This window comes from Halobacillus litoralis (genome assembly GCF_009856355.1).
Lineage (GTDB): Bacteria > Bacillota > Bacilli > Bacillales > Halobacillaceae > Halobacillus > Halobacillus litoralis_B.
Genome location: NZ_WMEW01000002.1, coordinates 420784 through 442268, shown reverse-complemented (window position 1 = coordinate 442268; position 21485 = coordinate 420784). Strand labels below are relative to the sequence as shown.

Here is a 21485-nt window from a genome sequence, read left to right as displayed (position 1 = left end):
AATAATGGCAATTGATTTAACTGGGATTTCAAATATTAATGAATTTTATAGTCATCATTATTTAGATTCTTTATTAGAAGGCGATTTAAAAGGATTATATAAAAAGTGGAAAGAAAGTTATGACCGTTCGCCGTATGAAAAACTATCTGGTATCGCCAATAAATATTTCAAAGCAAAGACTGATGCGTTTAATGAGAAAAAGCCTGAAGACCGTGTGGAAATAACTCATAAATTCCATAATAATTTTCTTGGAGCATTAGGATATGAGACTAATCAGGTCATTAAGTACACTGAAGATGGACAAGCGCTTCATGTTATAACAAGTGAGAAGCGTGACGGAAACGAGTATCTATGGGTACTTGAAACAGTTTTCTGGTCAGATGATACATCAGTATTTGAACAACAATTAGTTTTCGAAAATGATGAGGATGAGGGCGCTTGGTTTGATGACTCGATCGATATAGCAATTCAACATATATTTCGTCTAGATGAACCTCCAAGGTGGATTGTTTTATTAGCGGGTCAAAAGGCTTATTTAATCGATCGTAATAAATGGGGTCGGGGTAAGTATTTACAGTTTGATTTAGACGAATTGTTCGGACGCAAACAAGCTGAGACGCTTAAAGCTACTGCAGCTCTCCTATCCAAGGACGCATTATCACCTGGAGAAGGAAACATTCTTCATGACGAACTAGATGAAAATTCCCATAAGCATGCTTTTTCTGTATCAGAAGACCTGAAGTATGGTATTCGTCGAGCAGTGGAGCTAATTGGCAATGAATTTATTTATTACCGTTCAAAAGTTTCAAAACAAAAAGTATATGGTGATGAAGAGTTAGCGAGTAAACTTACAAAAGAAAGCTTAACTTATTTATACCGTTTATTATTTTTATTTTATGCTGAGTCCCGCAGTGAAGAATTGAATGTTGTCCCAATGAGAAGCGAAGAATATCGTTTGGGGTATAGTTTAGAAACCTTAAGGGAATTAGAACAAGTTCCATTAACGACTGAGGCTTCTAGAGAAGGTTATTTTTTAAATGAAAGCCTAAACACTCTGTTTAAAATAGTAAATCATGGATTTGGCGATAATGATCAATATGAAGTTGATGTTGAGAGTGGTAATTATGTGGATTTTGGATTTGAAATTGATGGATTACAGAGTCCGTTATTTGATTCCAAAGGAACCCCGCTATTATCCTCAGTGAAAATTCGTAATTTCGTATTACAGGAAGTTATACAATTGCTTTCTCTAACCAAAGAGGGAAGTAAACAACGAGGAAGAATTAGTTATGCTCAATTAGGAATTAACCAATTAGGAGCTGTATATGAAGGTTTACTATCATATTCAGGTTTCTTTGCTCAAGAGAAGTTATTCGAAGTAAAACCAGCAACTGTAAGTAGTACAGATGAAACTGGACAGTCCTATTTTGTACCCGAATCAAATATTGAGGAATACAAAGAAGAAGAATTTGTTCACATTCAAGATGAGGATGGTACTAAAAGACGTAAAAAATACCAAAGAGGAAGTTTTATCTTTCGACTAGCAGGAAGAGACAGAGAAAAATCTGCAAGTTATTACACGCCAGAAGTACTTACTAAATCTTTAGTTAAGTACAGCCTGAAGGAACTTTTGAAAGATAAGACAGCTGATGAAATTTTAGAGCTTACTATTTGTGAGCCGGCGATGGGAAGTGGAGCATTCTTAAATGAAACCATAAATCAAATGGCGGTTGCTTATTTGGAAAGGAAACAAAAAGAATTAGGTGAAACTATTAATCCAGATAATTTCGCTGGTGAAAAGCAACGAGTAAAAACCTATATAGCTACAAATAACATTTATGGCGTTGATTTGAACCCAACTGCTGTAGAATTAGCAAAAGTATCTCTGTGGCTAAATACAATATATGAGGGTTCTAAAACACCTTGGTTTTCAAGTCGTTTAGGAGTCGGAAATAGCTTAATAGGGGTTATGAGTAAGGGATATAAAGTTGAGGATGTAGAAAACAATGATTGGAAAAATAAAAAACCAATTAAATTGACTCATAAAAAGGAAGAAAAATTAGGTAAAGTTGATTTTATATATTATTTCTTATTACCAGATGAAGGGATGGCATCATTTGAGAGAGATAAATTTGCATTAGAGGTTGCAGGAAGTCAGGTTAAAGATATACCAAAATGGCGAGCTGACTTTACTAAAAGATTTACTAATGATGAATTAAGGAGTCTAGAGGAATTAACAGTTAGAATTAAAAAGTTATGGAAGCGTCATTATGAAAAACGTAAGAAAATGCATGAAATAACAAAAGGAAATTTGAAAGTTTGGAAGCAAGAAGAATTTAATCAGAGTAATAATAATCTTAGAGTAGATTATAAGGATGAACAGCTTTCACTAATTAAAGAGTCCCCTACGTCATCGTACAGTGCTTTGAAATTGGTTATGGATTACTGGACAGCTTTGTGGTATTGGCCGATGGATAAGACAAATTTACTTCCTACAAGAGATGAGTTTTTGTTAGATGTTTCTGTAATACTTGATTCAGCTGAAGGATTCGGGTCAAATATTAACGATTTAATTAATAGCGTACCACGCCTAAAAGTTGTCCACGATTTAGCTAGAGAAGTGAAGTTCTTTCACTGGGAATTAGAATTCCCAGAAGTTTTCTTTCAAAAAGACGGTTTTGATTTTATTGTAGGGAATCCCCCCTGGCTGAAGCCTAAATGGTCAGAAAAGGCTATTATTTCAGATTTTTTTCCGTTAGTTAATTTAAGGAAAGTATCTACTAAAGAAATTAAACAATTAAAAAATGTATTATTTGAGAAGAAAGAAACTAAGGGGATCTATCTTAAGGAATTAAATCAACACTTAGGGTTAATCTCTTTTGCAAAGTCTAAAACGAATTATGGTTCTATAGGTAAAAATTCCATTAACCTTTATAAACTATTTACCCTTCAGTCTTTTTCGATCATTAATAGTACTGGGATTATAGGTTTGCTAACTGATACGGGGGTATATGAGGATCCAGATGCAATAGAACTTAGGAAAGAATATTATTCACGTTTGAAATATTTATTCAAATATATAAACCAATTAAATTTATTTGCTGAAGAGAGTTTAGCTCATGTTGGAACATACTGTGTGAATATTTTTAATGGGAAGAAAAAGAAAGATATAGATTTTTATTTTATGGGTAATCTATATCACCCTAAAACAATTGATGAGTCATTTAATGATCAAAATAGTTTATATAAGCCAGCCTTAAAAAATGTTGAAGGAAAGTGGGAATTAAAAGGTCATAGAGAGAGAATTATTTCAGTGAACAAAGAAATGTTAGAGGCCATTAATTATCTTTATGAAGGAAATCATGATGGGTACAGTAGTGTTAGGTTACCGATGATCCATAATAATGATATTTTAAATATTATTTATAAGCTACAATACCAAAAAGTAAGATTACGTGATATTGAGGATGAAATACTTCCTACAAAAATGTTGGATGAAACTGGAGCTAAGTCTGAGGGGTTAATAAAGGAAGAGGTATCTATTCCAGACAGAATACAGCAAATGGTTTTATCCGGTCCTCATTATTACGTAGGAAACCCTCTAAATAAACAGCCTAGAGAGAATTGTAGGAGTAAAGGTGATTATGAATCAATAAATTTACTGAATATTCGAGAAGACTTCTTGCAAAGGACTTTTTATGTACCAAAAAAAGAAGCTTTAAATAAAGTTCCAAAGATTCATAATCAACTTTCTACAAAATATTATCGTTATGTTAACAGAGCGATGGCTCAACCTACAAATGAGAGAACATTAATATCTGCATTAATCCCACCGGACTTAATTCATACAAACAGTTCTGTAAGTATTACCTTCATGGATTATGAAAAGTTAGTTCTGTTTTTAGGGTTAACTCACTCAATCGTTTATGATGGTTTGGTGAAAATAATAGGTAAGTCAAATATAAATTCAGATGTATTAAAGGTATTACCAATACCTAAATTAAACAACAAAATTAAAAGTTTAATTAAACATAGGGTGTTGAGATTAAATTGCTTAACTAAAAGTTTTAGTGAAATTTGGGAAGACCAGTATAATGAAGATTTTCAAAATGACGTATTCTCAAAAGAAGATAAAAGGTTGACTAATTTAGGGAATATTAATTCTGAGTGGTCAAGTCAGGTTCCTTTAAGGAATTATTATGAAAGAAGACAAGCTCTGGTTGAGTTAGATGTGTTAGCTTCTATATCACTGGGTTTAGAGTTAGAAGAATTAATAACCTTGTATAAAATACAATTTCCATTAATTAATATATACGAGTCAGATACATTTTACGATCAAAAAGGGAATATTGTTTTTACTAAAAATAGAGGTTTAACAGATGTAGGGTTAAAGCGAGCAGACTGGAATAAAATCTGTGAAATTAATAATCCAAACAACATCCCAGAAGAATATAGTGAATATACTCCACCATTTGATAAATGTAATCGTGAAGTTGATTTAAGACAAGCTTACGAATATTTTTCAAAGATATTAAGTAATGAAAAAGCTAAAGGAGAGATTAATAAATGATTCCATCTATTCTTGCTAGTGAAATAAAAAGAACAGTTTTAGATTATTTGGATACTACCTTTAGCTTTCAAGATGATTCATTATCGGAACACCTAAAAGATTTTTTACTAAATTCAGATGAAAAAATGTTTAAGGGGCCTTATGTTTCTGTAAGGCTTCCTTACCGTAAAGCGGAGGAAGGTAAAAAGAATTTAACTATTTTTCCTCCATTTACACCATATGTACACCAATTACATTCTTTTGAGAGATTATCTAGTCAAAACCAACAACCTAAACCAACTCTAGTCACAACAGGTACAGGATCTGGTAAGACGGAGTGTTTCTCTTATCCAATTTTAGATTATTGTTATCACCAACGTGAACCCGGAATAAAGGCAATAGTTTTGTATCCAATGAATGCTTTAGCATCAGACCAAGCTAAACGATTAGCAGAAATGATCTATAATGACCAAGAGAATCTGGGTCATATTCGTGTTGGGATGTATGTAGGCGGAAACGGTACATATAAACAGATGGGAAAAGACCATGTTATTGATGACCGTGACACACTGCGTAAAAACCCACCTGACATTTTATTAACCAACTACAAAATGTTGGATTATTTGCTTATACGTCCCGAAGATCGGCAATTATGGCAAAACAATGAAGAGGACATGCTTAAATATTTAGTGTTAGATGAGTTACATACTTATGATGGTGCACAAGGTTCTGATGTTGCTAATTTGATTCGAAGACTGAAAGCACGACTTAATATTGATACTGGAAAGGTAGCAATGGTGGGGACTTCAGCTACAATCGCTAGTGAAGATGAAACCTCTATTAAATCTTTAACAGACTTTGCCAGCGATATATTTGGAGAGAAGTTTAATAATGATAGTGTTATTTTGGAAGATAGAATTGAAATAGATAACTTTTTGGATTATCAGACAAGGTACTATGAACTACCTAATGATTTAGAAAAATTAACTCATGATATTGGTGAGTCTCAAGACAGCTTTATTAGTTCACAGATGAAAGCTTGGTTTGGTAAACAGCAAATGAGTACAATCGAGTTAGGAAATGCATTGAAACAGCATACTTTTCTTGAGTCGATGCTGTCTTCTTTCCATAATGAAATAATAGAAATTGAAGAACTTATTGATAAGCTCTCTAAGAGAGACCCAGACTTTGCATCAAAATCAAACAATCGTCAGCAGGAAATTATTCATTCGTTTATTACGCTTATTTCTGCAGCTAGGTTACTAGATGGGGAAAGGATGATCCCATTCCTACAAGTACAAGTTCAAATTTGGATACGTGAAATGCGACGATTGTTGCGAAAGGTAAGTAACAAGCCTGAGTTTTACTGGAAAGATGGGAATAAGCCAATCGATAAAGTGGGATTACCAATGTATTATTGCCGGGAGTGCGGACACTCTGGATGGTTAACATATCCAATTGATGGTAGTGGTCCTCTTCAAAAAGATTCAACATCAATATATAACAGGTTTTTCGATAAAAGTCGATTTATCAGTTACATATATATTTATGATGGTGAAGACATCTATGTAGACGATCAGCAGCATATTACTCAAAAGGGATTTCTTAACCCTAAGGACTTGTCTATTGAAGCAGAGCAAAATAAAGATGGAAATTATGTTCCCGTTGTAATAAGGGAAGCTAAGGTAACAAACACAAAGCCACCAAAGGATAGACATTGTTGTCCTAAATGTGATGCAGAAGATTCAGTTATTATCACGGGTTCCCAAGCTGCTAGTTTGGCTTCAGTTGCAATTAGCCATTTGTACACTTCACCATTCAATGAAGACAAAAAATTATTAGTATTTACTGATTCTGTGCAGGATGCGTCTCACCGTGCTAGCTTTTTTGAAAATAGAACATATCGCTTTAACTTCCGTACGGCACTACAAACAGCTGTAGAATCTTTGGATGGTCCGATGACTTTGGTAGAACTACCAGATCACTTTTATAATTTTTGGATGAATTGTTTTAAAAATGACAAAGAAATAAAAAATCCTGTTCAACATTTTACAGCCGTATTTTTGCCACCTGACCTAAAAGAAGAGCCAGTTTATAAAAAGTTTATAAAAAGTAAGACTGAGCTTCTTCCAGGTGAATTAGAATCAATATTAAGAAAACGATTATCATGGGAAATTACGATGGAATATGGTTTTAGTGCTAGAATCGGTCGAACGCTAGACAAAGTGAGAAGTTCTATTGTTTATTTTGACCCAGCTAAAATAAATGATATTTCCGATAAGTTCACCATGCTTTTATCTGGTGATTATGGCCACCTATCTGATCTTGGGGAGGAGAAGATAAAGCAATTTGTTTTAGGTCTCCTGACGAGAGTGAAATTTAGAGGTGGTATAGATCATGAATTTTTATTGCATTATCGTAATGACCAGAAGGGGAATACTTATTTATTAAGAAAAGAAAAAAACAAATACATGTCACCGATTGGTGGGGCAGTGCCACACTTTTTAACAGACGATAAAAATAGTAAAAATTTTGATTCCATTGTTACTGGAGGGAACCGAAATTCTTGGGCTGTTGATTGGATGAGCCGAAGCCTATCAGCAAAACTTTCTATTACAGATATGAATAAATTGTATATTCGATTTGTGGAGTATGCTAGAGAAGCTGGAATTTTGGACAAAGTGACCCGAGGCAATATTTCCAACTATGGGATAAGGTCGGAATCTCTTTACCTCACCACGGAGACCAAAGGTATCATTTGTGATAAATGTGGTTATCGTTTAACAATTGCGGATGATGAACAATCTACGTGGATTGGTGCAACTTGTCGTCGTTATCAGTGTAGAGGTCACTATGTAATAGATGATGATGAACGACAAAGCTTTTACCGTAACCTTTACTCAAAAGGCCATATACAAAGAATATACACTGCAGAGCATACAGGGTTACTTGAAAGATCAAAAAGAGAAGAAGTTGAGCATTTATTTAAGTCTAAACAAGGAGAAACATATGCTGATGCTCCTAACCTTCTTACGTGTACCCCTACGCTTGAAATGGGAATTGATGTTGGGGATTTGTCAGCAACGATGTTGAACTCTGTTCCGCCAACTACAGCAAATTATGTTCAGCGAATAGGTAGGGCTGGACGTAAAACAGGGAATTCTTTAATCATAACCATGTCTAAGGCACAAAAACATGACTTATACTTTTATACTGAACCTAAAACGATGATGGCAGGTCACGTCGCACCTCCTGGAAGCTATTTGGACGCACCTGAAATATTAAAACGTCATTTTTTTGCTTATTGCATGGATACATGGGCTAGAGATGATTATAGAGCGAAAAATTTACCAAATAAAGTTCAAATGATGCTTACTCAATATAAAAAAGGTGAATTTCCTGACACGTTTATTAAGTTTTATGAGAAGAAAAAGTCAACTTTAATAAATAAATTCACAAGTCTTTATGAAGGCATTTTATCTTCCTCTAACAATGAAATGCTTCATGAATATGTAAAACAAAATACGCTCGAAAATTCTATTTTGCACGTTATTACAAAAACAGAGAAAGAATTAGAGAAGTTTAAGAAATTGTCTTCGAGTATTAGAACTGAATTGAAAAAGATAGAAGCGAACAAATTAGTAATAGAAGATTTTGAAATTAAGATCAAAGAATTAGAAAATGAAAGAAAACTTGTTTTTCGAATGATGAATGAAATTAAAGAGAAATATCCATTAGAACTTTTCACAAATGAAGGATTGTTACCAAACTATGCCTTCCCAGAAAGCGGAATAAAGTTAAGAGCTATTATAAAGAAAAGGCGTTTAAATGAGGAAGAAGACCCGTATGAAGTGTTTGAGTTATTAAGGCCCGCAAGATCTGCTTTAAGAGAGTTCGCGCCATATAATACCTTTTATGCTTCGAGAAGAAAGATTTTAATAGATCAAATAGATACTGGGGGAATAAAAAACTCTAAGATTGAGAAGTGGAAGTTTTGTAATAACTGTACGCATACAGAATTAATAACCGAATCTCATTATAAAACTGCATGTCCTAGGTGTGGTAGTACAGCGTGGGAAGATAAAGGTCAAAATCGCGAAATGTTGAAACTGGAGTATTTTGAATCAAAAACAGATGAAGTTGCTAGTTCAATGATAGATGAAGGAGATGAACGGGAGAACATCAGGTTCCATATTCAACATTTCTTTGACATCAAAAAAAATCAAGATAGTAAGGCATTTGTAATTGATGATATTCCTTTTGGGTATGAGTATTTAAACGAAGTAAAGATGAAAGAAATTAATTTTGGTTATCAACAGAATTTAGCTTTAAATAACAAAATGGAAATTGCTGGAGATGAAGTATCTAAAACTGGATTTAGTGTTTGTAAAGACTGTGGAATTGTTGAAAAGCCAGTATTCATTGAAGGACATAACCAACCAAGACATCGATATAACTGTAAGTACAACCAACAAAATCAAGATCAAAAAGAAGCATGGACAAATGTAGTGCTGTATAGAGAAATTACTTCCGAAGCAATAAGGATGTTAGTACCTGTATCTACCACACAACAATCCGAAAAATTGTTAACATTTAAAGCTTGTTTGGAACTTGGGTTAAGAGAGTTCTATAAAGGAGATCCAGGGCATTTATTTGTCAGAGATCACTTTGAACCAGTTCAAGGTGAGGAACATGGAAGCCGTCATTATTTAGTAATCTATGATGAGGTACCCGGAGGAACTGGTTATTTAAAAAACCTTGTTGAAACAGACACTTTTATGGAAGTATTACAGAAAGCATACGATGCTTTAGTTGCATGTGAATGTCAAAATGATGACGAGAAAGATGGATGTTACCGTTGTTTGTATGCTTATCAGAACCAATTCGAAATTGATTCAATATCAAGAACACAAGGAATAGATTTGCTAAAACAAATTTTAGATCAAAGAGATAAGTTGGAATCAACTACGACATTATCTAATGTAACTATCGATAGCCTTGTTGAAAGTGAGCTTGAAGAAAGATTTTTAAATAGCTTTAAGGCATATATTAGCTCACTTACCATTGACAAAGCTTGGAACCAAACCATTTATCAAGGTAAGCAAAGCTATGAATTTACATTGGATAATGAAAACTGGTGGAGACTTGTGCCACAAGTAGATTTAAACAGAGATGATAATGTGCTGATTTCTAGTAGACCAGATTTTGTCTTTTATCCAATAAGCCAAAATTCTGATGTAGCCCCAATTGCGGTTTTCTTAGATGGATTTAAGTACCATGTAAAACCTGATGAAAGAAGAGGGGAAATTGGACAAGATATTCGTAAAAGGATGGCCATCAGAGATTCAGAGCAGTATCTGGTATGGACACTTACATGGGAAGACGTCGAGGAGTTTAACAATAATCAAGAATCACAAAGCATGCTACTAGCACCTGATGAAGCTAACAAAGTAGTTCAATATGGTAACGGAATCAAGAACCCTCTTCAAGGTACTCAGAAGACACTAGTTAATGAGAATAAAATTACTCAACTCATAACTCTTTTGAAGAATCCAAGGCAGGAACATTGGGCAAGGCTTGCTATGGCCATTTTATTTTCTTGGATAGAAAACCGCCCGAAAATATCAGAGGAATATGGATTTTCAAAATTAAGAACAATTGCAACTTCAGATATCAAACCTAAAATCGAGATATCTGAGGAGGCACCTCCAGGGGATTACTTGTATATTCCAAAAAACAAATTTTCAAAGAGTGACATTTTAAAAGGGTTCTTTTTAATTCCATTTCAACAATTCCAACAGATGTTTTTATTAATAAAAGGTGGAAAAGGAGTCTTAAATCCTAAATCTATTGAAGGAATCATACGGATAGAAGATGACCACACAAGTCGAAACCAAGAAGATTATAAGCGTACATGGAATGAATTCTGGCGATTAAGTAATTTACTCCAGTTCTTACCTAATGTATATCAAGTTTCAAGGGAATTAATTGAAGAATTTGGAGACGATCTGTCACTTGAAACACAATCGGATAATGATATGTCTGAAGAATGGCTGGAGCGTTTCGAAATAGTAGATGAGAGTTGCGAAGCAATCCTTCATGAATTAATGGAAAATAAAGCTTCTGTACCAGAAATAGGCTATGAAGTTGCATCTAGTCAAGGCACAGTGGGAGAATTGGAGCTTGCGTGGGAAGATAAAAAAGTAGGTGTTTTACTTGATGAAGACGAGAATTTACTTAAAATTCTTAAGGGAAAACAATGGCAAGTATTTTTACTAGCCGAGATAGATCATAATGTAACGTCATTATTAGATAGTTTAAATTAGAAAGGGGGAGGAGTAATTGCCTAAAATAGCTATTGGTGCTGAATTTTTAAAATCAATGTCTAATATACCAAAGTCAGAACAAAAGAAAGTTCGGGAATTCACTGAGAAATTTAGAAAGGATCCTACGCAATCTAGTATTAACTATGAACCTATTAATGACGTCAAAGATAAAAAAGTTAGGACGGTTCGAATAGGATTAAGTTACCGTGCTGTAGTAATTCATCCCCCCAAGGGAGATGTGTACCTTCTTGTTTGGGTAGATCATCATGATGAAGCCATGCGATGGGCAAAAAATAAAGTGTTTGAAATCAATAGTGAAACTGGTGGATTACAAATAATTGATACTGAAATTATTGAGAAAGAACAAGTTGAAAATGAAGTTGTTGATGAAGTAGAAGAAAGTAATAAAGAAGATAAACAGGAGTATTTATTATTCGATGATTATACAGATAAACAACTTCAAAAATTAGGTGTTCCAAGATTATTATTGCCTTCTATTAGGAGATTAGAAAATGAAGAAGAGTTAGAACAGATTAGAAAACATTTACCAGACGAAGCATATGAAGGTTTGCTCTCCCTCGCTGCGGGATTTAGTTTTGAAGAAATATTAGTTGAACTAGGAAGAGAACCTGACAACGAAGAAATTGATCCCGATGATTTTGAAAAGGCATTAGATAATCCAGATACAAAGAGAAGGTTTGCAACGGTAACTTCTAATGAGGATTTGCTCGATATGTTGAATGCACCGTTGGAAAAATGGAGAGTATTTCTTCATCCAACACAAGAGAAAATTGTAAAAAACAATAATAAAGGCCCCGTTCGCGTTTTGGGGGGAGCTGGAACTGGGAAAACAGTTGCAGCAATGCACAGGGCGAAATTCTTAGTCGAAGAAGTGTTTACAAACACATCAGATAGTATCATCTTTTTGACTTTTACTGCAAACTTAGCAAAGGTTATCAAAAACCAATTAGATTCCATCGTTCCAGAGTCTTTAAGAAAACGAATCATAGTCACGACTGTGCACAGTCTGGCCAGTCGTATTCTAAAGAGATATGACGAAAACTTTCAAACTGTTTCCTCGCATGAGATAAGAGAACAGGTGAAACATGCATGGGAAATCGCTGTATCAACCGAAGAATTAGGTTTTGATGAATCATTCTATCGTGAAGAATGGGAAGATGTTGTTCAACGTAAAGGCATTTCAACGGAAAAAGAATATTTAAGAGCAAAAAGAATTGGAAGAGGTACTCGAATATCTCGATTACAACGTAAACAGATATGGAAAGTTTTTGAGGACTACCGTAGCTTTTTAAACAGGCATAACATTAAAGAGTGGGTTGATATCGTACGAGAAGCCCGAATGATTGTAGAACAAAACGATTTTGTAGTGCCCTATAAAGCTGCAATTGTCGATGAGGCTCAAGATTTACACCAAGAAGACTTTAAACTAATTCGTACAATTATTCCCGAAGGTCCAAACGACTTATTTATAGTAGGGGATACACATCAACGTATCTATAAAAATAAAGTAGTACTAAGTCATAGTGGAATAAATGTGCTGGGTAGACGATCAAAAAGGTTAAAAGTTAACTATCGAACTACAGAGCAAATTAGAAAGTGGGCTGTTTCTATAATTGATGGACTCTCGTATGATGATTTAGATGAAGGATTAGATGATCAAAAAGGGTATAAGTCATTATTACATGGGTTAGATCCTGAATTACGTCATTTTAATAAACTAGATGATGAATTAAGGTTTATTACTGATTTTGTCCATAATGCTATTTCTAATGATGTTAAGCTGTCAAATCTTTGTTTAGTTGCAAGATCAAAGAGCTTAATTAAAGACGTGTATAAACCATTATTTGATGAACTTGGAATTGCATCTACTATTTTAGATCCTAGTAAGACTAATCAAGGTGAAGGTATTCGTCTTGCTACTATGCATAGAGTCAAAGGGCTAGAATTCTCTCACATTATCATCGCATCTGTAAATAAGGGTGTTATACCTCCAGAAAATGTTCTAAAGAAAGCTGCTGATGAAATCTCAAGAAGTGACCTTTTACAGAGAGAAAAATCATTACTATATGTAGCTGCAACCCGAGCAAGGGATTACTTGGTAGTTACTTCTTATGGAGAGAAAAGTGAAGTGTTATAAAAAGAAGTATTTATAAATAAAGATTCACAATGTGAAACTTATGCGATGTTATATACTAAACAACACAAAACCATAATTCCTTATAAAGCCAGTTTCGATAAAAGTAAAATATATAATTGAGGAAGCATATCGACCAAGTAGTGAGAGTGTAGATATAGAGCCACTTAGGAATGGTAATTGACCTTTTATAGTGTTTGCTGTAATGGTATGAAAGTAAACATAGAGGGAGAGACATTATATGCCTGTAACTAATTCTAACCTTTTGAACCCTGATCCATTTGTTATGAATGAAGATGAAGTAAACATTGCTGTAGCAAATTTTCTAAAAAAGGCAAGGTTTGAAAATGTGAAATACCTCTCAGGTAATAAAACTGGAATAGATGTGAGAGGATCAAAGGATGAGTGGGCAATTTTTGTGGAATCCAAAGGTTCACAAGCCAACAAACATGAAAAAACACTAGTATTTGATACTAATCAAATAAAAACGCATACTTATATGCAGGTATGTAAGCTCATGGAATACGATAATGAACAACATTCAAATGCAATTTTAGCTATGGCTAACCCGGATATACCTAGAATTAGACAAAGGGTTCAAAAAGTAAAAAGTTCACTAGAAAAATTGCAACTTATACAGATCTGGGTTCAAAAGGATTATTCAGTAATTGTTGAAGCATCTAATAGTCAGCTTAGCGTTTTGAAAAGGTTAAACTTAGTGTAATTGACATACTTGATGACATACTTTAATGCATTTATGGTTACGTTATAATAATCCAGAATTTGTTCTTGACCTTGAGATTACCTTGAATCAGAAAGTGTTTCGGTATTTATTTAACACTATTTAACTAGGTGAATCCATGGGCGGCATACCGTTTTCTCATATCCAATGAAACCAAATAACGACATGAATTTTTATAGAAAAAGCTGGTGATTTGTTTAGAAAGTCTAATATAACTTGACTTTGTTTGAAAACACACCTGGTTGCGTCGAATTTGACGGAACCAGGTTTATTAAATTAGTGTTTGTCCTCATCCGTAATTAAATCTCCTTGCCCCAAACCTTCTAAGTACCCCTCACAAGTAAGAGCTTTGAATTTCAATCGATTAATCTCATAATCCAGATCACCTAAATACATATGGATCTCTTTTAATACCTGCTTCAATTCATCGGTCAAATCCTGCTCAACTAAAACCTCTTGCCACTTGTCCAGCTTTTTCATTGCTTTGTTCTTCGCCTCCTTACTCTATAATCGTTAGATAGGAGGCTTTGGTGTCATGTTTTGCTAAAATTGTTTTGTGAATTTTATGTAAGCATGGTTACTCTTCAGTTTTAAGCTCGAAATCCTCCACTTCTTCACTAAATTTTGCGGGTATCCCAATAAAATTCATCGATATCTTGAGTGGATCCCCTTGAGCAACAAGAACAGGCCTGTTTCGTATTTACTTGCCGAGCCAATTTTCGTTCATTTTATCTTTGTAGCTGTATCATCGTAAAAGATGGCCATTTCTAAATACTTGATTTCTCTATTATTAGACCTTCATTTTCCAGTTTACTTCTTATTAAGATGTAATATTGTACATAACAAAAATAACAAACGTTCGTGTTAAGATACAGGTACTAAAGAAAGCCTTGAAATGATTTATATCGATTGAAAGGGGAACATGAGCGGAGAAAATTCGGGTTATAGAAGTCCGCAAAACTCATGTACTTGCTTATTGCTACAACCGAATGAAAGTTCGTTCATTTAGAAAGAGTGGAATTCTGTCTGTTTATCCTTATAAAGATAAAAGGAAAGTGGTCAATTTATAAATGACATATCACATTTCATACATTAGACGATTAACCGTCGGAATGTCTGCAGATGCCCATTTAAGATTTCTAAGTTCTATAATATTCACCCACCGTAATTCTTCATGTTTAATGGCCTCAGGGACTCCAGCAATAATTTTAGCTTTATATGTAGAAAGGTTTATAATGTTGGAGTCACTCTCCTTAGTGGTTTCTTCAACTCTCGACTGGACAACTATGTCACAATTAAGTTCTTCTTTTATTTCTCTCTTCAGTGCTTCCTCTGGTGTTTCGTTTTCTTTAATTTTGCCTCCTGGAAACTCCCAATGGAGAGCAAGTGACATATTTGCACTTCTTAAAGCACAAAGGACATAACCATTACTCATAATAACGGCTCCCACAACATTAATTATTGGCTTCAATACTATTTCCTCCTAGTAGCTCTACACAATATGTATTTTTTAGATCTTAAAGTTTATTTACCTATTTTATTAGTTAGAGTATTTTCTTTCTCTGAGATTAATTCAACAATATACTTATTGAATTCTTTGGCATCTTTACTATAATGAGCTTTACGATGGCAATTAGGACAGATCGCAGCTACGTTTTCAGGGTGATCAGGGCCGCCATCCGAAAGTCTTTGCAGGTGATGTACTTCAAGAAATGGACTTCCATCTTGTGTTTGAAAGGGAGCGTCTTCTTTACATGCTTCACAAATTCCGTTCGCCCTTTTTAGAGCATATTTTTTAATAGCTGCTGCTCTCTTACGGATAATTGTTTTGCGTTGTTGATAGGTTAAACTTTCGTAGTCATTTACATTTTTTAGAGCTATGTTACGCAAGTCACTTAGATCTTTTGAGCCTATTGTGGGTTCTGTGCTATTGCTATCATTATTTATTTTCTGTGTGGTCTCAAACTCAAAGACAATCATCTTTCTGTGATTTCCTTCTTTATCGTTACCTGTATTATAATGATATCCAATGTTAGTAAGTTGGTCTTTAAATTCATACATTCCAGAAGGTGCTGAATCTGTCTTCTCGAATAAATAAACATCTTTCCCGTTCTTAATATGTTCTCCTAGTGCTTTGTTTCCCTCTTTAAAAACTTGGTCTCCAGATTGTCCTTCACCTGTATAAAAAAAGGTATTGGCATCTTGCCAGCCATCTTTATATCCGTAATCTTCTCCAGATTTGCCAGAAAAGATAAATATCAATGGATGATTTCTGCAGGCTGATATTCCTCTCTGTCTATTACCTCCGAATTCATCATGAATGTCAGAGCGTTTATATACTTGTCCTGTGACAAAGGGATAAATGCTTTTCTTTTTCTTATAATTTCGTAGTCCCCATCTTCCTGATCCTTTTTCATCAGTCGCGTATATTAAGTCATTATCATCACCGGGAGTGCCACGAAAAATTTCACAATCACTTGAGTGTAGATAAAGGTTTTTTCTAATTTGTGCTTTCCAATCTGTATATGTATTCAATGTTATTGTACTGCCGTTTTTTACCTCTTCATATATCTCATCTAGTGATCCTTTACCATCCAAGTTACTTAAGGCAGTAATAACTGCTTTTATCCATTTATTTTGTTGTGGCATGATTCTCTCTCCTATCTATTATCTAGCATTACATAAATTGTATGTGTAAGTGATAGGATATGACAATATTTTAATGAAGAAACTCGATTCATGTTAATCATTCTGGGGCAGAATTTCATTATTATTGCCCCCTTTATATAAGCAGACATCGACTTTAATCATAAGGAATACTGATTTAATAGTGTGTGTGGTTAGGACTCATCGTGTGCAATCATACCCACTCCAACAGCCTTCTAACCTGTTAATGGATATACACTGTGGGTGTAACATGCTGATGCCATCATAATACTTGCGATGGGGAATGAAAGTATTCCATCATGCTGATGAACCGACGTAGATATTGGGAGGAAATTCCACCTTTCTGTCGAAATAGTTGCTATGCACCAGTAAGGATTAAGAGCATGAAATTTAGTATTGAAAATTTGGAACCGTGTTAATTTAAAGCTTGAGAGGAAGGGTTTTTAGCTTTTTTCAATTAAAAGATTTTGATTAGAAGAGTTTAAAGAAAGTTTATTAATCAAATTTACATAGTTGGAGGAAAAAAATTGGAGGAAATTATTAATAAAGGGAATTTTGAAAATATTTTAGGTGCAGCTTTGCAAATACCGGGGGTGAAAGTTTCTCGAGATGAATTCTTAACAAATATTTTTGCTGAGCGTAAAAATCCTAACCAGTTAGTGAATATACTTGAAAACGGGCCATATGATGCAGGTATTGAAAGAAAAGAAATTGATAATATTGCTAGTTCAATCATACTTAAAAGAACTTTAACTAGTACTAGTTTATCTTTTGGAGCAGGCTTACCCGGAGGTTTTGCAATGGTAGGAACAATACCGGCAGATATTGTCCAGTTCTTTGGTATTGCTCTAAGATTATCTCAGGAATTAGCTTATTTATATGGTCACCAAGATCTTTGGTTAGAAGATCATCTTGATACTGAAAAAGCTAGGAATAATTTAATATTATACCTAGGGGTTATGTTTGGTGTAGGTGGATCTACCTCGGGTATCAAATTAATTTCTTCTGGATTGTCAAAGCAGGTTTTGAAAAAACTGCCTCAAAAAGCACTAACCAAAACAATCTATTATCCAATTATAAAGAAAATATCGGGTTACATTGGTGTGAAAATCACTAAGGATTCTTTTGCCAAGGGGGTTTCTAAAGCAATCCCAGTAGTAGGAGGTCTTGTATCTGGCTCGGTAACTTATTATACGATGAGGCCAATGGGCAAAAGACTCGCCTCTACTTTATCTGAGGCTCTTATTCTTACAGAAGATGATATAGAAAATGAATTTAATGAACTAGAAAAAGAATTTCCTGAGATCATTGATGTTGATTTTGAAGAAATAGAGAATGAGGACGATGATGAGGATGAAGGTGAAGATAATTGATATAAATGGTTTCATCGACAGGGCAAAATGCAACGTCAATTCTCATGAAATGAACTGGAAATAACATTTAAATCTATATGTGTCTGATGATTACTGATAAAGTAGATGAAAAACTTACTTTCTAGGAAGTATCATTATACCATTTTAAGAGACGAATATTGATGCAACTAGTAATGAGTGACTGACATACTATTACTCATATTTGTTTAGGATTCATTAATCAATGTATTTTAATTGATTTCATTGAAAGCTTTAATCTCCAATTATTTTGGAGGTTAATATAAACTATTTATTTAGAAGAAACCATGGGTGACATAATATCAGAACACTTAAAACTGTTTAATATCAAGGGTTTATTACTTTTGGTACTGAGAGGAGTCATAAATTTGTTGAACTTGGTACTTCTGCAAAATAAGTTTGTCGGTATATGTATATTATGCCTGAGTTTAATTGATTTATTTTAAATGCTCTTGCTAAATTTTTGGATATGCTATTGGGATTTTTGAACACGTGTGAAATAGGCTTTAAGGATAAAACAGGGGATATGTAAAGGACATTAGTTGAGGGAGGTTAATTAAGTGGAAACAGCTTGCACGCCCAATAAGTTAGAAAACCTTCTTTTAGATAAGGGGGTTCGTGATTTTCATATAACAAGAATGAAAAATGAAAAGACATTGGATGTTTCGGAATATAATATATACTATGATTTGCAGGGTGAACGAACATTAAAAAAAATACCTGTGGATCGTATAAAAACTACCAATAGAGTTAATCCAAATGTTGTATCTTGGTTTGAATTAGCTTTTGCTCCGCACGGAATAAACTTATCTTCTGATAGATTGCATAGATGTCTTCTGAAATTTAAAGATAGTATAAATCTCCAATCTTACTATGATTTCTTTGTGAGTGATGAATGTCGTAAGAAAAACCCAATCTCTTTCAATTATTATGACAAGGATAATATATATACAGCCTCTGCGGGAAATCATAGAACAATCTTTGCTAAAATAACAGATACCCCGTACATAAAAGCAAATACCGACATATTTACATTTAACCAGCAAAAGTACAGTAACTATGTAAAGCTTAAGTCTGCTTTCTTGAAGTTTGAGAAATCATTAGAGGCATTTAATCTATGCCTTGATGAAATTTATGAAGCTAAGTGTATTTCCTACCGGGGGGAGTTTTTTATAGGTGTTTTTGATAATAGCTATTTGTATAATTATTTCCTTTTCAAAGATAAAGAATATTACTTCATATCTAGTTTAGTAAGCCAAGATCATACAATTAACGATATAATTTCCGATCTGAGCCTTTTGAGCAGTCAATTTTATGACATAGAGGAAAAATCGAAGGAATATAAACGTTTATATACATTGGTTAAGTGGCTCAAAAAGAAAAGCGTAATAGGTCAACTTCTTTTGTTTTATCATCATTTCCAGTCAGAAAAAAATAACCTTGTTAATGACTTAGCATTTCTTAAGGCTCAGATTGATTTGGATTTAAAAGTCAAAGACACTTCTACTTTTGTATAACACATAAAGATTGTCAACATCGGTTTGAAATCCCCTCTTTTCAACGGAATCAAATTCCCTGATATTATCGAATATTAGCTAGCTGAACGCTTATATAAAATAATAAACAGTATTTATTAGTAACGGCTGGAGATTAGTTAGTCAAGGAGGTTTTAAAGGTTAACGTTTTTGTTAGTAGACCTAATGCTGTGGATGGAAATCAAAGGGAGACGATTCACAAAATCGAGAAGTTATTAGTTGAAAGAGGGTTGCGTGCAAGGACGATAGGTTCTACAGACTTTCCTAATGTTTCTCCAATGAAAGCAGTCGAGCAATTAATGAGACAATGTTCAGGAGCTGTAATTTTAGGGTTTCCTCAGACAGTAATACATCAAGGGATTTCTAAGCCTAACACTCAACAGGAGAAAAATATAACAGATAAACAATTACCTACCCCTTGGAATCAAATAGAAGCATCTATGGCTTTTATGATAGGTATTCCATTGCTGATAATTAGACAACAGGGAATTGAAGGAGGAATATTTGATATTGGAACAACAGGTCATTATATTCATACATTTAATTTAGATAACTATGATTGGATAAGAGAACCAAGTTTTTTGCAACCATTTAATGAATGGTACAGGGAAGTATTAGTTAACAACAATTGATTTAACTTCTGTGGGAATCTATTGGTACTGATCAAGCGTGGTAATAGTGACTGGCAGTGTAGAGATTCATATAACTAAACGTTTTGAAAGCAACCGTTTAAATGACTGGATTTTGACTGGAGAATACTCATGTTCATCCATGTGATATTTATAAAAAAAGTATCTTTGTTAGGTGAAAAGGCTTTTATATAAGGGGTTTTATTTTCTATTGATAGCTATTCTTGTCAAAAAGGGTATGGGCGGCATACCGTTTTAGTGTTCCTTGGTCGTAGAAGCAAGTAGCGATATAAAATATTTAAAGGCATGGCCATTGAACTATTGGGAAAGTCTTCCGAGGAAACAGCTTTCAAATTTAAATGATATATTCTATTTTAATGGGAGGAGAGTAGAGGTGCCTTACGAATCTTTAAATTGGAAACAAACACATAGAAACCGCACAGATTTAACAGGATTATTAACACATTTAACTAGAAGACAAGAAGAGTATGGATTAAATTCTACTGACGTTCTTATAAAAATCTTAAATGAAAGGACTTTAAGAGCAAGCTCAAAGGGATATATAGTTGGTAATAAACCAGTGGTATGCTTTCAAGAAGTTCCCCTTTATTCAGTTGCTGAGAATGCAATTCTTCATGTGGAAGAATATGAATCAATGGCAGTACAAAAATTAAGATATGATGCATGTGGATTAGTCTTCCATAAGTCGGAGGTTTCTCAATTAGTTATGGATGCTAAGCCTATTCCCGATATGGGTGTTCGACCTGTAATATATGAAAGAACAGAATTGGCAAAACAGTTTTTACCTGATAATGAGTATTGGAGGATAGTAGATTTTGATATAAGGGAACTTATTCATAATGGAAAAATAACGGATTGGACTCATGAACGAGAATGGCGTGTACCTTGTGATATATTATTTAATTATTCATCTATCACGGTTCTTCTAAGAAATACATATCAGTATCAAGAATTCATGTATAAAATAAATCATTCAATTGTCAATCAATTGGGTGGCATAGTAATACTAGAGAAATTATTATATTAAAAAATCACCCGTGCACGGCTCAACATCAACTTGGATAACATAAATGGGGGAGAGATCCTACTATTCTGAAAAGTCTTATACTACTGTCACCTATTCACGTATCCTAATTACAAGTGAGCTATTAAAGAATTCTTTAGCAAAGCACGGTGTAGGAGAAAATAAAACATTTCAATTAACTTTCCCTGACATTCTTAAATCTCTACAGTTCCATTACATCCGAGGTTACTTTGATGGAGAAGGGTCACTTAGTTATTACGCAAAAGCCAACACTTATCAAGTGAAGATTTGTGGAACAAAGGAGATGTTGGAAGAGATTAAGAGAAGAGTAGGATTCGTTGGCCATAAATTATATAAAAGGCACGATGGTCAGACCAACAACTACTACATTTCAATTGGTGGAAACATGCAAGTGATTTCCATTATGGATTTACTTTACAAATATT

The 21485-nt window shown here is 33.9% G+C and carries 11 protein-coding genes; 8 read left to right on the top strand and 3 right to left on the bottom strand.

The genetic code is table 11. The features are described 5' to 3' along the window. Window positions 1–4 precede the first annotated feature (4 nt). The 4 genes from GLV97_RS06020 to GLV97_RS06005 all read left to right on the top strand — a co-directional run bounded on the left by GLV97_RS06020 (window position 5) and on the right by GLV97_RS06005 (window position 13754). Window positions 5–4570: an Eco57I restriction-modification methylase domain-containing protein gene (locus GLV97_RS06020; protein WP_160889241.1), complete on the top strand. Its 4566-nt coding sequence runs from the start codon at window positions 5–7 to the stop codon at window positions 4568–4570. After that, window positions 4567–10875: a DEAD/DEAH box helicase gene (locus tag GLV97_RS06015; protein WP_160889240.1), complete on the top strand. Its 6309-nt coding sequence runs from the start codon at window positions 4567–4569 to the stop codon at window positions 10873–10875. The genes GLV97_RS06020 and GLV97_RS06015 overlap by 4 nt, the downstream gene beginning before the upstream one ends. A gap of 16 nt (window positions 10876–10891) precedes the next feature. Beyond that, window positions 10892–13033, top strand: coding sequence for a UvrD-helicase domain-containing protein (locus GLV97_RS06010; protein WP_160889239.1), 2142 nt, complete (start codon window positions 10892–10894; stop codon window positions 13031–13033). A 238-nt stretch (window positions 13034–13271) separates the two neighbouring features. Continuing rightward, window positions 13272–13754, top strand: a complete 483-nt coding sequence (locus tag GLV97_RS06005; protein WP_160889238.1) for a hypothetical protein — start codon at window positions 13272–13274, stop codon at window positions 13752–13754. A 294-nt stretch (window positions 13755–14048) separates the two neighbouring features. On the opposite strand, the gene GLV97_RS06000 is transcribed toward GLV97_RS06005, so the two are convergent. The 3 genes from GLV97_RS06000 to GLV97_RS05990 all read right to left on the bottom strand — a co-directional run bounded on the left by GLV97_RS06000 (window position 14049) and on the right by GLV97_RS05990 (window position 16421). Beyond that, on the bottom strand, window positions 14049–14252 hold the full coding sequence (locus tag GLV97_RS06000) for a hypothetical protein (protein WP_160889237.1): 204 nt from the start codon (window positions 14250–14252) through the stop codon (window positions 14049–14051). 598 nt (window positions 14253–14850) lie between these two features. Then, a complete protein-coding gene (locus GLV97_RS05995) occupies window positions 14851–15243 on the bottom strand; it encodes a (deoxy)nucleoside triphosphate pyrophosphohydrolase (protein WP_160889236.1) in 393 nt (130 codons plus the stop codon). 53 nt (window positions 15244–15296) lie between these two features. After that, window positions 15297–16421: an HNH endonuclease gene (locus GLV97_RS05990; protein ID WP_160889235.1), complete on the bottom strand. Its 1125-nt coding sequence runs from the start codon at window positions 16419–16421 to the stop codon at window positions 15297–15299. 545 nt (window positions 16422–16966) lie between these two features. Between GLV97_RS05990 and GLV97_RS05985 the strand changes: the two genes are divergently transcribed. The 4 genes from GLV97_RS05985 to GLV97_RS05970 all read left to right on the top strand — a co-directional run bounded on the left by GLV97_RS05985 (window position 16967) and on the right by GLV97_RS05970 (window position 21042). Next, entirely contained in the window at window positions 16967–17812 is an 846-nt protein-coding gene (locus GLV97_RS05985) for a bacteriochlorophyll 4-vinyl reductase (RefSeq protein WP_160889234.1), read from the top strand. A gap of 578 nt (window positions 17813–18390) precedes the next feature. Continuing rightward, on the top strand, window positions 18391–19347 hold the full coding sequence (locus tag GLV97_RS05980; protein WP_160889233.1) for a hypothetical protein: 957 nt from the start codon (window positions 18391–18393) through the stop codon (window positions 19345–19347). Between the two features lie 188 nt (window positions 19348–19535). After that, complete coding sequence (locus GLV97_RS05975; RefSeq protein WP_160889232.1) at window positions 19536–19997, top strand: hypothetical protein; 462 nt, start codon at window positions 19536–19538, stop codon at window positions 19995–19997. Between the two features lie 391 nt (window positions 19998–20388). Next, window positions 20389–21042 carry a DUF2971 domain-containing protein gene (locus GLV97_RS05970; protein ID WP_160889231.1) on the top strand — a complete coding sequence of 218 codons (654 nt, stop codon included), beginning with the start codon at window positions 20389–20391 and terminating at the stop codon, window positions 21040–21042. Window positions 21043–21485 lie beyond the last annotated feature (443 nt).